Annotated in this window: 15 protein-coding genes and 1 pseudogene; 12 read left to right on the top strand and 4 right to left on the bottom strand. The window is 35.0% G+C overall.

The features are described from left to right. Positions 1–349 precede the first annotated feature (349 nt). Complete coding sequence (gene mutM, locus E2R68_RS13555; protein WP_134278217.1) at positions 350–1,162, top strand: bifunctional DNA-formamidopyrimidine glycosylase/DNA-(apurinic or apyrimidinic site) lyase; 813 nt, start codon at positions 350–352, stop codon at positions 1,160–1,162. Between the two features lie 19 nt (positions 1,163–1,181). Here mutM and coaD read toward each other — a convergent pair whose 3' ends face one another. The 3 genes from coaD to cyaY form a co-directional block, all read right to left on the bottom strand. Beyond that, a complete protein-coding gene (gene coaD, locus E2R68_RS13550; RefSeq protein ID WP_208380256.1) occupies positions 1,182–1,661 on the bottom strand; it encodes a pantetheine-phosphate adenylyltransferase in 480 nt (159 codons plus the stop codon). Between the two features lie 50 nt (positions 1,662–1,711). Next, positions 1,712–1,942, bottom strand: a complete 231-nt coding sequence (locus E2R68_RS13545; protein WP_134278215.1) for a hypothetical protein — start codon at positions 1,940–1,942, stop codon at positions 1,712–1,714. A gap of 165 nt (positions 1,943–2,107) precedes the next feature. Further along, complete coding sequence (cyaY, locus tag E2R68_RS13540; RefSeq protein WP_134278214.1) at positions 2,108–2,422, bottom strand: iron donor protein CyaY; 315 nt, start codon at positions 2,420–2,422, stop codon at positions 2,108–2,110. Positions 2,423–2,493: 71 nt separating this feature from the next. On the opposite strand from cyaY, the gene lptM reads away from it, so the two are divergent. From lptM to hslU, 11 genes are all read left to right on the top strand, one after another. Then, positions 2,494–2,715, top strand: coding sequence for an LPS translocon maturation chaperone LptM (gene lptM, locus E2R68_RS13535; protein ID WP_134278213.1), 222 nt, complete (start codon positions 2,494–2,496; stop codon positions 2,713–2,715). 30 nt (positions 2,716–2,745) lie between these two features. Then, entirely contained in the window at positions 2,746–4,008 is a 1,263-nt protein-coding gene (gene lysA, locus E2R68_RS13530) for a diaminopimelate decarboxylase (RefSeq protein WP_134278212.1), read from the top strand. Between the two features lie 75 nt (positions 4,009–4,083). Next, positions 4,084–4,911 carry a diaminopimelate epimerase gene (dapF, locus tag E2R68_RS13525; RefSeq protein WP_134278211.1) on the top strand — a complete coding sequence of 276 codons (828 nt, stop codon included), beginning with the start codon at positions 4,084–4,086 and terminating at the stop codon, positions 4,909–4,911. 132 nt (positions 4,912–5,043) lie between these two features. Further along, on the top strand, positions 5,044–5,943 hold the full coding sequence (gene xerC, locus E2R68_RS13520; RefSeq protein WP_134278210.1) for a tyrosine recombinase XerC: 900 nt from the start codon (positions 5,044–5,046) through the stop codon (positions 5,941–5,943). Positions 5,944–5,958: 15 nt separating this feature from the next. Continuing rightward, complete coding sequence (locus E2R68_RS13515; RefSeq protein ID WP_134278209.1) at positions 5,959–6,666, top strand: HAD-IA family hydrolase; 708 nt, start codon at positions 5,959–5,961, stop codon at positions 6,664–6,666. A 117-nt stretch (positions 6,667–6,783) separates the two neighbouring features. Beyond that, complete coding sequence (gene uvrD / locus E2R68_RS13510; RefSeq protein WP_134278208.1) at positions 6,784–8,949, top strand: DNA helicase II; 2,166 nt, start codon at positions 6,784–6,786, stop codon at positions 8,947–8,949. Between the two features lie 139 nt (positions 8,950–9,088). Next, positions 9,089–9,544: a hypothetical protein gene (locus E2R68_RS13505; RefSeq protein WP_134278207.1), complete on the top strand. Its 456-nt coding sequence runs from the start codon at positions 9,089–9,091 to the stop codon at positions 9,542–9,544. Positions 9,545–9,684: 140 nt separating this feature from the next. Further along, on the top strand, positions 9,685–11,433 hold the full coding sequence (gene argS / locus E2R68_RS13500) for an arginine--tRNA ligase (RefSeq protein WP_134278206.1): 1,749 nt from the start codon (positions 9,685–9,687) through the stop codon (positions 11,431–11,433). 3 nt (positions 11,434–11,436) lie between these two features. After that, a complete protein-coding gene (locus E2R68_RS13495) occupies positions 11,437–11,952 on the top strand; it encodes an SPOR domain-containing protein (RefSeq protein WP_134278205.1) in 516 nt (171 codons plus the stop codon). Positions 11,953–12,094: 142 nt separating this feature from the next. Then, positions 12,095–12,643, top strand: a complete 549-nt coding sequence (gene hslV, locus E2R68_RS13490) for an ATP-dependent protease subunit HslV (RefSeq protein WP_134278204.1) — start codon at positions 12,095–12,097, stop codon at positions 12,641–12,643. Between the two features lie 8 nt (positions 12,644–12,651). Continuing rightward, positions 12,652–14,001: an ATP-dependent protease ATPase subunit HslU gene (hslU, locus tag E2R68_RS13485; protein ID WP_134278203.1), complete on the top strand. Its 1,350-nt coding sequence runs from the start codon at positions 12,652–12,654 to the stop codon at positions 13,999–14,001. A gap of 127 nt (positions 14,002–14,128) precedes the next feature. On the opposite strand, the pseudogene E2R68_RS13480 reads toward hslU, so the two are convergent. Next, positions 14,129–14,278, bottom strand: a pseudogene (locus E2R68_RS13480) (DUF3859 domain-containing protein); the annotation flags it as partial. Between the last annotated feature and the right edge of the window lie 179 nt (positions 14,279–14,457).

Genomic DNA, 14,457 nt, shown 5'->3' with positions numbered 1-14,457 from the left:
TATCTCAGTTCTATTTTTACCTTCAGTAAAATGTGAAACCGCAATTAGTTTTAATCGGAGTCTAGCATTAGATGTCGCGTTAATTAGGGCTGTAAAATCGTGGGTCATATAAGCTCCTTCAAAGAAGTACTATTAGATCACATAATTAACGGAATTGGTATAAATAACTCTTGTAGCCACGACAAAGAAGTCCTGTCTTGATTTTATCTTTGCTTTAACTCAGTATCTAGCGAAGACGCCTATACTACTACCCACATAATGACACCTCAAATAATAGCTACAAACCTTACTTCCTTAAAATAATTAAGATATGGTTATCTATAAATATTTATTAAAGAATGAGAATAAAATGCCAGAACTACCTGAAGTGGAAACAAGCCGACGAGGTATTAGTCCACACATTAACAATCAAAACATAACAAATATTACACTTCGTCATCATCAATTACGCTGGCCTATACCCTCAAATTTATTAAATTTATTAAAAGATAAAAAATTATTAAATGTCGATCGCCGAGCAAAATATTTATTATTACGTTTTGAAAATGGTACTTTATTAATTCATTTGGGTATGTCTGGTAGTTTACGTATTTGCCAATTGAATGAACCAGCCCAAAAACATGATCATGTCGATTTTCAATTTCAAAAGTGTTTACTGCGTTATACCGATCCAAGGCGATTTGGTGCTATTTTATGGTTAGGATTAACACCAGAAGAAAGTCCATTATTAAACACTCTAGGGCCAGAACCTCTTTCTGATGAATTCACCGCCAAAATGCTTTACCGACTAGGTAAAAATAGAAAAATACCAGTAAAACAATTTATTATGGATCAAAAAGTAGTGACCGGTGTTGGTAATATTTATGCAACTGAAGCTTTATTTCATGCAGGTATCAGCCCAATCCGAACAGCAAACAATATTAGCCTAAAACGTTACCAACAATTGGTTGATGCAATTAAGAAAATTTTAGATGAAGCGATCAAACAAGGGGGAACAACTCTTAAAGATTTTGTGGGTGGAGATGGAAAACCAGGCTACTTTCAACAAACACTGTATGTTTATGGTAAAACAGGTGAATTATGTCCTACTTGTAAGCAACCACTAACTTCCGTTAAGTTAGCCGCTAGAAATAGCGTTTATTGTCATCACTGCCAACACTAGTGGCAGTAAGTTAACAACTTTATTTTGCATATTTTTTGATGAGTGCTTGTTTTACACATTCAGGCGCTAATTGACTGATATTTCCTTGGTGTTTAAAAACTTCTTTCACTACCGTCGAAGAAATAAAGCCAGTTTGTGCTCGCGCAGGTAATAAAATAGTTTCTAACTGTATATCAAGAGTGTAATTAACCTGAGCTAGTTGAATTTCATAATCAGCATCAGTTGCACCACGAATACCTCGTAGCAATGCTTGTGCTTGGTGTATTTTGGCAAAATCGGCTAACAATCCACTAAATGGGATAATTTCAACTCCATTAAGATGTTCTGTTGCTGAACAAAGTAGATCACAGCGCTCTTGTAAATCAAATAAAGGTTGTTTACTGGTATTAATTGCAACAGCAACGATCACTCTTTCAGCTAAAAAACTTGCCCTAGTGATCAAATCAAGATGCCCATTAGTTACCGGATCAAATGAACCAGGAAAAACGATGGTATTCATTATTTACCCTCTATTTATAGCCCCACATATCCATATAATGAAGCAAAGTATTAATTAGTAATTGTTTCTTTAATATCTACAATGTCTTTGCGAGCTGATGCAGCATTCCAATAAAAATCAATCCAAGGGTCTGAGCCTGCTGAACGAATGCTTTTTTTAGGAAACTGTAGAGAAATATAATTATCTTCAAATTTATAAACTGAAGCACCGATTTCAACATCACTTGCTAACCAAACACACACAAGGATAATCAAAGGATACAAAAAAAATAACTTAAACATACTTATTTACCATTCCATTAGTTAATAATTATAAATATTCACATTCTCGACCCATTCAGCTCAAATAAGTTGCAAACTTTGCATTATTATTTTTAATATTTGTAGGTTATATAAATATTTATAGAATAATAAGTTAATAAAAATGCTGTTAAATGTCAGCTAAATTTAATTAAAGATAACCTTTTCACCAGATTGTTTTGTGATCGCTACAGATAAAAAGCTTAATAATTCATCACCACTACGATCATCAATCCATAACCCATCTTTATAATCGTAATGATGGCCGTTTTCTAATGTTGCTAGCCATACTTGATGTAAAGGTTGTTGACGATTAATGATTAACTTAGTTCTATTATCGAATTCTAATGTTAACAATGAACCATTTTGATCATAATCGATATCAGCACCTGAAACTTCAATGTTATCTTCAATTTTTTGATACAACATATCCGCTAATTCAAGAAATTCACTATCAGTCATTTACTTCTCCTTTGCTTTTTAACTATGAAATGCGATTATAGAGAGCTAAAAATATTTAACTAGGAGAAGCTATGAAAAAACTGAATTTATCTTTGATAGCCCTACTTTTTTCAAGCTTATTAACGGGTTGTGGCATGTCAGGACCGCTTTATAGAGAAGCGCCACCAGCAGTTGAAAAAGAACCAGTACAAACACAGCAAAGTGTAGAGAAAAAAGAAGATCAAAAAATAACTGAAGAGAATGAATCAGAGGCTTCAGAAACGGTTATTAACGAAGACAGTAATAATAACTAATAAATAACAGCATTAAAAAAGGATTTAAAATTGGATCATTTTAATTATCATAGCGATGGCCATCTATTAGTAGAAGATACTGCAGTTGAAGATGTAATCAAAAACTCAGGTACTCCCGCTTATATCTATTCTAGAGCGACAATTGAACGTCACTGGAAAGCATTCGATCAAGCAGCAGGTACTCATCCACACTTAATTTGTTATGCCGTTAAAGCTAATTCAAATTTAGGTGTATTAAATCTAATGGCTCGTTTAGGTTCTGGGTTTGATATTGTTTCTGTTGGTGAATTATTACGTGTAATGCAAGCAGGTGGAGATCCTAAAAAAGTGGTTTTCTCTGGTGTTGGTAAAACAGAAACCGAAATATCAACCGCATTAGAAGCCGGTATTCATTGCTTCAATGTTGAATCTATTTCAGAGTTATATCGCATTAATGATGTGGCTAAATCTTTAAATAAAAAAGCACCTATTTCAATTCGTATTAATCCTAATATTGATGCTGGAACACATCCTTATATTTCAACAGGATTAAAAGAAAATAAATTCGGTATTGAAATAGAACAAGCGTCAACTGTTTACGGCCTAGCAAATGAGCTGCCATTTTTAGAAGTAAAAGGTGTTGATTGCCATATTGGATCTCAATTAACTGAAATTGCACCTTTCTTAGAAGCATTAGATAAATTATTAATATTAATTGATCAATTAGCGACACAAGGCATTACGATCCAGCACCTAGATTTAGGTGGTGGTTTAGGTGTTCCATACAACGGTGAAACACCTCCTGAGCCAGCTCAATATATGCAAGCAATTATTGAACGTATGGGAGAGCGTAAACTAAAACTTATTTTTGAACCAGGTCGTGCCATTATGGCAAATGCTGGTATTTTAGTGACTAAAGTTGAGTTCTTAAAATTAAATGATTACAAAAACTTTGCGATCGTTGATGCTGCAATGAATGATTTAATTCGTCCCGCTCTATACAGTGCTTGGCAAAATATTATTCCACTTAACAATAAACTAGATGATTCTGAAAAACGCCCAAACCGTGTTTACGATATTGTAGGCCCAATTTGTGAAACGGGTGATTTCCTAGGAAAAGAGCGTTCATTAGCAATTGCTGAAGGTGATTATTTAGCAATTCGTAGTGCAGGTGCTTATGGCGCAACCATGAGTTCAAACTATAATTCTCGTTGTCGCCCAGCAGAAATAATGGTTGATGGCGATAAAGCATTTGTTGTTCGCCAACGTGAAGAACATATTGACCTATGGCGTGGTGAACACGTTTTACCTTAGTAGAAACTTACATAGTGCATCAGGGAGTATTTACTCCCTACTTTAATGAGTTTTGTTAGTAAAAGTAGAATTAAGATGAATATTGAGTTTTCTAAAATGCATGGCTTAGGTAATGACTTTATGGTCATTAATAATGTCACACAAAATGTATTTCTCTCTAAAGAGATGATTTGCAAATTAGCAGATCGTAACTTTGGGATTGGCTTTGATCAATTATTAATGGTTGAACCTCCATACGATCCAGATTTAGATTTTCATTACCGTATTTTTAATGCAGATGGTAGTGAAGTAGAACAATGTGGTAACGGTGCTCGTTGTTTTGCTCGTTTTGTAAAATTAAAAGGACTAACCCAAAAACGAGTGATTAATGTCAGCACCGCAAAAGGGAAAATTCAACTTAAAATAGAGCAAGATGGCAATATTATCGTTGATATGGGCAAACCTATTTTAGAGCCTGCAAAAGTACCTTTTGAAGCACAGAAAGAAGAAAAAACCTATATTTTACGTGTGCAAGATCATACTGTTTTATGTGGTGTTGTATCGATGGGTAACCCGCATTGTGTTGTTTTAGTTGATGATATTGAAACTGCTCCTGTTGAAACACTTGGTCCATTATTAGAAGTGCATGAACGTTTTCCAAATAAAGTGAATGTAGGTTTTTTACAAATTGTGGATAGTGGATTCGCAAAATTGCGAGTATGGGAACGAGGAGTAGGTGAAACCTTAGCATGCGGAACAGGAGCTTGTGCTGCTGCAGTTGTTGGGCAACAACAAGGAAAACTTGATACCCATTGCCGTATTGAATTACCCGGTGGAGAACTACGCTTCTTTTGGCAACCAGGACAAAGTGTTCGTATGAGCGGTCCCGCTGAGTTTGTATTTGATGGACAGATTCAGATCTAATAATAATTTATTTGAAAGTTCAGTAGTTTACTGGTATTTCTATAACAAAAAGTCCAAAAATTAGAAAAAGTGCCCTATTGATTCAAATAAATATTGAATTAAAGTGCACTTTTTTATTATGTGAGAATTAATATGAATCTTTTATTACCTGATATCGAACGCTACTTATCTCACATAGCTAGTCAACGAGGCTTGAGCCTGGTGACAATTAATAACTATCAACGCAACCTCAATGAATTTGTCACATTATTAGAAGCTAAAGATATTCAAACTTGGCAGCAACTCGATACTCATCAAGTACGTTTACTCGCAAAACAATTACACCAAAAAGGTATTAAAGCACGTTCTATTGCTACTAAACTTTCTGCATTACGTTCTTTTCTTGAATATTTAGTAAAAAATGATCTACTCACCTTTAACCCTGCAAAAGGGGTTTCTGCACCAAAGCTAGATAAACCTTTACCCAAAAATATCAGTGTTGACGATATGGATCAGCTACTTGATATTAATGGAGATGACCCTCTCACTATCCGGGATCACTGCATGATGGAATTAATGTATTCATCTGGTTTACGTTTAAGCGAGTTAGTCGGTATTAACTTACAAGATATAAAATTATCAGAAAAAGAAATAATGGTAACAGGTAAAGGTAGTAAACAGCGTCTATTGCCGATCACCAAAACAGCAGTAGAAACAATTAAACAGTGGTTAAAGATAAGAACTGATTTTACAGAGCCTGGTGAAAAAGCACTTTTTCTATCAAAACAAAAAAGACGGATCTCTGCACGTAGTGTACAAATGCGCATGGAAAAATGGGGATTACAACAATCATTACCCGGGCATGTTAATCCTCATAAATTACGTCATTCTTTTGCAACACATATGTTGGAGTCCAGTGGAAATTTACGTGCAGTACAAACGTTGTTAGGTCATGCAGATCTTGCTACCACACAAATTTATACGCATTTAGATTTTCAACATTTAGCAGAAGTGTATGATAAAGCACATCCACGCGCGAAACGTAAAAAATAAAGATTGGGAAAACAAATGATATTTTATAGGCCATTACGCCCTTATAAAGCAATCAGCTTTGATTTAGATGACACCTTATATGATAACCGCCCAATCATCATAAAAGCTGAACTTGATTTTATTAATTACTTAAACACAACCTACCCTGAACTTGAACAATTGGATGTAAGGAAATGGGGACTTTATAAAGATTTATTAGTAAAAGAGGCTCCTGCATTACAGCATGACGTTTCTTTATGGCGTAAAGAAATACTAAAACGTGTCATGGTGGTGTATGGCATTCCAATGGTAAACGCCATTAAATATTCAGAAATAGCTTTGCAAAAATTTCTTGAATTACGCAGTGATTTTTCTGTTCCACAAAAAAGTATCAAAGTACTCGAAGAACTCGCACTTCATTATCCCATCATAGCCATTACTAACGGTAATGTAGACGTTAAGCAGATTGGTTTACATAATAAATTTAAATGTGTATTAAAAGCTGAAAATGGTTTAAACAGCAAACCACATTTGGATCTTTTTCAGCAAGCTGCTTTGCAATTGAATATACAAGTTAGCGATATTTTACATGTAGGAGACCATTTAATAAGCGATGTTTATGGAGCACAAAATAATAATGCACAAGCCGTTTGGTTTAATCCACACAAAGTTAATTTAGATGGTGCAAAATTATTACCTAGTATTGAAATACCAGATCTACAAGAGTTATTAAAAATTCTATAAGTTAAATATATTCACCACAGAGCACCACTAAAACGATTATCGAAACATGGAATATTCACATTTATCTTATGTTTCGGTATAGTGCCCTATCTACTGAATAAATAAACAGGCATTTTTATGGACGTATCTTACCTCATCGATGGTTTAAATGATCATCAACGCGCAGCCGTTTCAGCTCCAGAGCAAAATATGCTGGTACTCGCTGGTGCAGGTAGTGGTAAAACACGTGTTTTAACTCATAGAATTGCTTGGTTAATGCAAGTTAATCATATTCCAACTTATGGCATTTTAGCCGTTACCTTTACCAATAAAGCAGCTAAAGAGATGCGTGGTCGTATTACAGATATTTGTCCACAACACATTGGCAGCATGTGGATTGGTACCTTTCACGGCATAGCACATCGGCTATTACGTTTGCATTATCAAGAAGCAGGTTTACCGGAACAGTTTCAAATAATTGATAGTGATGATCAGCAAAAAATGGTTAAACGCATTATCAAGAGCCTAGGTTTAGATGAGAAATACTACCCAGCGAAAGAGTTGCAATGGTATATCAACGATAAAAAAGATGAAGGCTTGCGAGCAAAGCATATTGATCCTGGATTTGGCGTACAAGAAAAACAACGCCTACAAGTTTATCAAGCCTATGAAGCAGCCTGTCAGCTTGCTGGTTTAGTTGATTTTGCAGAATTACTATTACGAGCTCATGAGCTGTTATTAAATAACTCCGCATTACTTTTACATTATCAGCAACGTTTTCAACATGTCTTAGTAGACGAATTTCAAGATACTAATAAATTACAATATGCTTGGTTAACCCTATTAACCGATAATAATAATTATCTGACAATTGTTGGTGATGATGATCAATCTATTTATGGTTGGCGTGGTGCGGATATTGAAAATATACAGCGTTTTTTAAAAGAAAAAAATTCTCCTGTAACTATCCGCTTAGAGCAAAACTACCGTTCTACTGGCAACATTCTAAAAGCCTCCAATAAACTTATTCAAAATAATAGCGACCGCTTAGGTAAAGAATTATGGACGAGTGGTGAAGACGGCGAACCCATATCTATCTACAGTGCATTTAATGATTATGATGAAGTTCGTTATGTAACGAGTCAATTACAAACATGGAAAAATGCAGGTAATAAACTAAGTGAATGTGCCATTTTATATCGCAGTAATGCACAATCACGTTTATTTGAAGAGCAATTAATGGCGCAACAAATTCCTTACCATATTTATGGCGGACAGCGTTTCTTCGATCGTTTAGAAATTAAAGATAGTATCGCTTATTTACGTTTAATGAATAATCATCAAGATGACGCCGCATTTGAGCGTATTGTAAATAAGCCCAAACGAAAAATAGGCAACACCAGTTTAGATAAAATAAGACTTTGTGCTAGAGAACAAGGTTATACCTTATGGCAAGCAAGTAATTATCTTATTGAAAATAATTTATTAAGCCCTGCTGCAAAAAGCTCTTTAGGAGGTTTTTTAGATTTAATTAATCGATTTAAAAATGAAACCTCTGAACTACCTTTATTTCAAATTGTCGATCACATAACCACTCATTCAGGTTTAGTGGCAATGTTTGAAGCTGAAAAAGGTGAGAAATCACGTAGTCGTATTGAAAACTTACAAGAGCTAGTTTCTGCAACAAAATCTTTTGTTATTCCAGAAGAAGAGCAGGAAATGGAAGAGTTAACTGCTTTTCTTGCTTATGCAGCATTAGAATCAGGTGACAACCAAGCAGATGAATTTGAAGATGCAGTTCAACTCATGACCATGCATGCAGCTAAAGGTTTAGAATTCCCACAAGTGTTTATTGTTGGTGTTGAAGAAGGAATGTTCCCAGGTCAACAATCAGCTACAGATGAAACTCGTTTAGCTGAAGAGCGCCGCTTATGCTATGTAGGGTTAACACGTGCAATGGTCAAACTGACACTTTGTCACGCAGAAAGCCGTCGTTTATACGGACAGGAAAAATTCCACGCTCCTTCTCGATTTATCAGTGAACTTCCTGAAGAAAATATAGAATTTATTCGCTTAAAAACTCAAGTGCGTAGAGCTCAACCTGAAAGAAGAAAACCCAAGTTAGCTATAACACAAGATATTCAGGGCTTTAAATTAGGCCAACAAGTTATGCATGCTAAATTTGGAGAGGGCACCATTACTGCACAAGAAGGTAGCGGTGAAAATAGTCGCTTACAAGTACACTTTATGGGAGTTGGCAGTAAATGGTTAATGACAACTTATGCTCGTTTAGAGGCGATTTAAATAAGACAGTATTAAAAAGACGAGAAGGTTGATCGCAAAACTCATAATTTATTACAGCTAAATAGTAAAAGTTAACTAATATTAACAGCATTCTGTTTATTTTTTAAACAGAAATATGCGATTAAAGGAGGAGTTAATTATGCGCGGTAAATTAATTAAAGATTTTTTGCTTTACATCGAAGATTGTCACAAAGCATTAGCTGATCTTTATCAGCGCTTAAGTCTTGAAGCTGGAGATGAAAAAGCAAAGCTGTTGTTAGAATATATGAAAAATAAGGAACAAATATCCTATCTTCATTTACATCAGCTTGCTCAACAAGCACCAATTAGCTTATTAAACACTTGGTTAAATGATTTTTCTGATCATAGCTTTCCTTTACGCTGTAAAACTTTCAAATTAAAACCTAAATTAACCATTGAAAATGTAGTTACATTAGCTATACAGTTTGATATGCAACTTATTGAAATAATGCAAACAGCCTCGCCTAAAAATACAACAACTGAAGTAGAGACAACGATTGAAAATTTAATCAGTCGAGAAGAAGAGATGCTACATCAAGTAGTCATGGTAAGTCATGAATTTGAACACATGTAAGCCCATTTAATTTTAATGCCTAAAAGTCTTCAGAATATTAGCCTTTTAGGCATTGTTATCAATTTACTCCCTAGTCTTCATCACCGATAAACGGTAGAATCTGACTACTTTATTTGTCAGAATCAATTGGTGAGTTATCCATGAAAACATTAATCCAAAACCTACTTGAACAAGCAGTTGAAGCTTTACAGGCTCAACAGATTTTACCTGCTGATATTCAACCACGTATTGCCATTGATCGAACTAAAGACAAATCTCACGGTGATTTTGCAAACAACCTTGCGTTGATGTTAGCAAAACCCGCAAAGCAGAATCCTCGTGCACTAGCAGAGCTTATTGTTAAAAATCTACCTGCTTCAGAATTGATTATTAAAACTGAGATTGCCGGGCCTGGTTTTATTAACTTTTTTATCAATCCAAATTATCTTGAAAAACAAATCGACAGTGCTTTTGCTGATGCTCGTTTAAATGTTGATCTAACGGCTACTCCACAAACTATTGTCATTGATTATTCATCACCAAACTTAGCAAAAGAAATGCATGTTGGACATTTACGTTCAACTATTATCGGTGATTCAGTTACTCGTACTCTAGAGTTTCAAGGCCATAATGTAGTTCGTCAGAACCATGTAGGTGACTGGGGAACACAATTTGGTATGTTGTTAGCCTACATGGAAGAATTACGAGCTAAAGGTGAAGAGATCAACAAGAACCTAGCAAACTTAGAAGTATTCTACCGTGCAGCAAAAGGCCGCTTTGATGAGTCAGAAGAATTTGCAAATAGAGCTCGAGATCTTGTTGTTGCATTACAAAGTGGTGATATTGAATGCTTAACACTTTGGAAAGAATTTAAAGAGATCAGTATTTCACATTGCCAAGAAGCTTACGAACGTTTGGGCGTTAGCTTAAGCTTAGAAGATGTCCGAGGTGAAAGCGCATACGATAAAGACTTAGCTGTTGTTGTTGAAGAATTAGATAACAAAGGATTATTACAAGAAAGCCAGGGTGCTAAATGTGTTTTCTTAGATAACTTCAAAAATAAAGAAGGTGAACCACTACCCGTTATTATCAAGAAAAAAGATGGTGGTTTCTTATATGCCACTTCTGATTTAGCTGCTATTCGTTACCGTCAATCAGTATTAAATGCAGATCGTGTTTTATACTTTGTAGATGCTCGCCAAGGTCTACATTTCCAACAAGTTTTTGAAGTTGCACGCTTAGCTGAGTTTGTTAAAACAGGTACCTCTCTTGAACATATGCCATTTGGTACTGTAATGGGGGAAGATGGTAAACCTTTCAAAACACGTGCAGGTTCAACACCTAAGTTAGCTGATTTACTTACTGAAGCTGAAGAACGTGCATACGAATTAGTAAAAGAAAAAAATCAAGATATGGCAGAAGACGAATTACGTCATATAGCCTCTGTTGTTGGTATTTCTTCTGTAAAATACGCAGATTTATCAAAAAACCGTACTAGTGATTATACTTTCAGCTTTGATAGCATGCTAAGTTTCGAAGGTAATACTGCACCTTATTTATTATATGCATACACGCGTGTTGCTAGTATTTTTAATAAAGCAGGAATTGAACTAAACAGTATTACTGCCGATGTTTCTTTTACAGAAGAGAAAGAAAAAGACTTAGCTAATAAATTAATGCAATTTAACGAAATTATTAATCAAGTAGGCAAACAAGGTATGCCGCATTTTCTATGTGCTTACTTATTTGAACTAGCAGGTTTGTTCTCAAGCTTTTACGAAGCATGTCCAATTTTAATAGCAGAAAATGAAACGCAAAAACAAAGTCGTTTAAAATTAGCCGGACTAACAGCTAAAACCCTACAACAAGGTTTAGCATTGTTAGGCATTAACACATTGGAACGTATGTAATATATGGTTAGAGTTACACGAAAAAAACCAGCTAAGCGCGGTGCTGGTAAAAGAAATAGCAAGCGTAAGCAAACTAAACAAGGTTTTCCTTATATAGCTACTTTTGTGGCTGTATTATTAATTGCCTTTATTTTGTATTTTGTATTCGCAGTTGAAAAACCGCCCGCACAACCAAAACAAAAAAAAGTAGTAAAGGAAGAAGTTTTACCAGAAAAACCTCAACCGAAATGGGATTACGTTGATATATTAAAAACCAAAGAAGTTAAGGTTGATATTCCAGAAAAGAAAAAACCAACTCTACCTTATCAAATGCAATGTGGTTCATTTAGACATCAAAAAGATGCCGAATCATTAAAAGCTAAAATTGCATTTCAAGGTTTAGAAAGCCAAGTTTTAAAAACAGGTAATTGGTATCGTGTGATATTAGGACCGTATGAGCGCAAGCGTTTAGCTGAAAGACAACGTCATAAATTACAACGCGCTAGAATAGATGGCTGTCAAATCTGGTTTTGGCGTTAAAGCATTATTATCAAGGAGAACTCATGTTCTCCTTTTCTTTACCTATTTCCCCTTGAATTCAATAAAAACTCCCCCATTTTATATTCATTAAGCCAATAAAATTGGCATTCTTATTCTATTTATAAACAAAAAAGGTATCAATATGACTACTATTGTTTCTGTACGTCGCGGTAATCAAGTGGTTATCGGTGGTGATGGTCAGGTATCACTTGGTAACACAGTAATGAAAGGCAATGCACGTAAAGTACACCGTTTATATAACGATCAAGTTATTGCCGGCTTTGCAGGTGGTACAGCGGATGCTTTTACTTTATTAGAGCGATTTGAAGCAAAACTACAAGCTCACCAAGGGAATTTAGAACGTGCTGCAGTTGAGTTAGCTAAAGATTGGCGAACTGATCGCATGTTAAGAAAATTAGAAGCCTTGCTAGCCGTAGCTGATAAAAAGCATTCATACATTATTACAGGTAACGGTGATGTTGTTAGACCAGAAAACGATCTTATTGCAATAGGATCTGGTGGTAACTTCGCACAATCTGCAGCAATGGCATTACTAGAGAATACAGATCTATCTGCACAAGAAATAGTAGAAAAAGCATTAACTATTGCTGGCAACATTTGTGTATTTACTAATACTAATCAAACAATTGAATGTATCGAATTTGATGCTGACGTAGCAATAAAAGAATAGGAATATATATGACTACTAATAATATGACTCCACAACAAATAGCACATGAGCTAGATCGTCACATCATAGGCCAAAGCAAAGCAAAAAGAGCTGTTGCAATTGCATTACGTAATCGCTGGCGCCGAATGCAGTTAGCAGAAGACATTCGCCAAGAAGTTACTCCAAAAAATATTTTAATGATTGGCCCTACAGGTGTTGGTAAAACTGAAATAGCACGTCGATTAGCTAAATTAGCAAATGCACCATTTATCAAAGTAGAAGCAACAAAGTTTACTGAAGTAGGTTATGTAGGTAAAGAAGTTGAAAGTATCGTTAAAGATTTAGTTGAAGCTGCAATTAAAATAACAAAAGAACAAGAACTAGCAAAAGTAACAATTCAAGCAGAAGATCTCGCTGAAGACCGTATTTTAGATATTCTTATTCCGCCAGCTAAAACAGCAACAGAATGGGATGTAAATAATACTGAAGTTGCAGAAGAAGGCCCAGCAAGACAATCTTTCCGTAAAAAATTACGTGAGGGTAAGCTTGATGATAAAGAAATTGAAATAGATGTGCCTGTACCACAAATTGGTGTAGAAATAATGGCTCCTCCAGGTATGGAAGAGATGACAAATCAACTTCAAGGCATGTTCCAGAATTTAGGTAATAAGAACGAATCTAAAAAACGTACTATGAAGATTAAAGATGCTTTAAAAGCACTAATAGAATCTGAAGCATCAAAATTAATTAACCAAGAAGATTTAAAAGAAAAAGCAATTTATGCAGCTGAAAATAATGGCATTATTTTTATCGATGAAATAGATAAAATATGTAAACGTGGTGAATCTTCAGGTCCAGACGTATCTCGTGAAGGCGTTCAACGTGATTTATTGCCATTAATTGAAGGCTCTACGGTACAAACAAAACATGGGATGGTAAAAACTGATCACATGTTGTTTATTGCTTCTGGTGCTTTCCAAGTTGCTAAGCCATCAGATTTAATTCCTGAGTTACAAGGCCGTTTACCAATCAGAGTTGAATTAGAAGCATTACGTGAAGAAGATTTAGCACGTATATTAACAGAGCCAAAAGCATCATTAAGTGAACAATATCAAGCTCTACTAGCTACGGAAGGTGTAGCAATTAACTTCACTGAATCTGGTATTAATAAAATAGCTAAATCAGCTTGGCAGGTAAATGAAACAACCGAAAATATTGGTGCAAGACGTTTACATACCATGATGGAGCATATTATGGATGAGCTTTCATACGAAGCGACTGAGCGTTCAGGCGACTCTATTACGATTGATGAAGCTTATGTAGCAAATATGTTAGATGAAGTTGTACAAGATGAAGACTTAACTCGTTACATTTTGTAATGTGCTAAATATAACTTAAACGTTAAAGCCTTTAATAAGCAATTATTAAAGGCTTTTTTATGATCTACCTTTTAATATAAATGCAAAACGTCGATTAAATGATGAATTAAATTCAGTTAATAAAACATTAAAAAGTTTTATCTGCAATGACACTTCCATCTAATTTCAAAGTCATTCGCCAAAGACCACATTTATCATCAATTGGAGCCCAAATAGTATCACTAAGGTAAAAACTCCAATCATTATTGGTAACATATACCTCGCCTGTAAACGGCTTGCATTGCTCTCCTAATTTATACCAATTCCGTTAATTATGTGATCTAATAGTCCTTCTTTGAAGGAGCTTATATGACCCACGATTTTACAGCCCTAATTAACGCGACATCTAATGCTAGACTCCGATTAAAACTAATTGCGGTTTCACATTTTACTGAAGGTAAAAATAGAACTGAGATA

Source organism: Psychromonas algarum, assembly GCF_004376845.1.
Classification (GTDB): domain Bacteria; phylum Pseudomonadota; class Gammaproteobacteria; order Enterobacterales; family Psychromonadaceae; genus Psychromonas.
Note: the sequence above shows the minus strand (reverse complement) of the source record. Positions and strands in the feature narration are given on the sequence as shown.